This is a genomic window from Endozoicomonas sp. ALC013 (genome assembly GCF_049310205.1).
Lineage (GTDB): Bacteria > Pseudomonadota > Gammaproteobacteria > Pseudomonadales > Endozoicomonadaceae > Endozoicomonas.
Map to the genome: position 1 here is coordinate 1 of NZ_JBLYNS010000367.1, position 1548 is coordinate 1548.

1 protein-coding gene is annotated in these 1548 nt (G+C 55.6%); it reads right to left on the reverse strand.

Annotation, left to right across the window (positions count from 1 at the left end):
- Positions 1-1548, reverse strand: a 1548-nt coding sequence (locus tag ACO6V1_RS23875; protein ID WP_422469078.1) for a DUF1601 domain-containing protein, incomplete at both ends; no start/stop codon positions are given.

Sequence of the window (1548 nt, forward strand, 5' to 3'; positions counted from 1 at the left end):
ATGGTTTGATCCTCTTCATTATCTGGTGATGTATTTTTCAGGCGAGTCAACAGGTCATCCATGTGCTTTTCAAGCACGTTATTTTTATTGGCATTGGAGTCTAGAGACAACCTGGCACAGCATACCATTACGCCCCAGAGAGACATCGATATAACTTGCCTGCAGAGCTGAGGGTTTTCACTGATTCGGTAGACAAGCGATTCGAATGTAGAGGTAACCACATTCAGCTCAACGAGTTCACCCAGTTTCGCCATGGCCCACAGCAGGTTGGCGATACTCTGTGGTTTAAAGTCAGCTTTCTGTGCCCTCACGTGGGGTAACAGTGCAGCCAAGGCCGCTTGGAACTCTGGTGTCCACTCCTGCCCGTTATCCACCAGTTTTGCCATGGCCCACAGCAGGCTGGCGATGTGCTGAGGAATAAATTGGTCTTTCTGTGCGTTCACGTGAGGCAACAGCGTGGCCACAGCCTCGTTGAGCGCTGGTGTCTGCTCCTGCCCGTTGTTCACCAGTTTCGCCATGGCCCACAGCAGGTTGGCAATCTCTTGTGGTTTAAAGGTAGCTCTCAGTGTATTCACGTGGGGCAACAGTGCGGTCACGGCCTCGTTGATTTCTGGTGTCGACTCCTGCCCGTTGTCCACCAGTTTCGCCATGGACCACAGCAGGTTGGCGATGTGCTGAGGAATAAATTGGTCTTTCTGTATTTTCACGCGGGGCAACAGTGCGAGCACGGTTTTGTTAAGCGCTGTTGTCTTCTCCTGCCCGTTGTCCACCAGTTTCGCCATGGCCCACAGCAGGTTGGTGATACCCTGTGGTTTAAAGTGAGCCTTTTGTGCGTTCACGTGGGGCAACAGGGCGGCCACAGCTTCTTTGAGCTCCGGTGTCGACTCCTGCCCGCTGTCCACCAGTTTCGCCATGGCCCACAGCAGGTTGGCGATATCCCGGGCTTTAAATTGGTCTTTCTGTACGTTCACGTGGGTCAACAGTGCGGCCACGGCCTCGTTGAGCCCTGGTGTCCGCTCCTGCCCGTTGTCCACCAGTTTCGCCATGGCCCACAGCAGGTTGGCGATTCCCTGGGCATTAAATGTGTTTTTCTGCACGTTCACGTGGGGCAACAGCGCGGCCACGGCCTCTTTGAGTCCTGGTGTCCACTCCTGCTCGTTGTCCACCAGTTTCGCCATGGCCCACAGCAGGTTGGCGATATCCTGGACATTAAATTGGCCTTTCTGTGTGTTAACCCGGTGGAACAGAGCGACCAGGGCCTCGTTGACTCCTGGTGTCCGCTCCAGCCCGTTGTCCACCAGTTTCGCCATGGCCCACAGCAGATTGGCGATATGCTGAGGAGTAAATTGGTCTTTCTGCGCGTTCACGAGAGGCAACAGGGCGGCCACGGCCTCGTTGAGACCTGGTGTCCGCTTCAGCCCGTTTTCCACCAGTTTCGTAATGGCCCACAGCAGGTTGGCAATGTCCCGGGCACTAAGTTGGTTTTTCTGTGCGTTCACGAGGGGCAACAGGGCGGCCACGGCCTCGTTGAGCCCCGGTGTCCGCTCC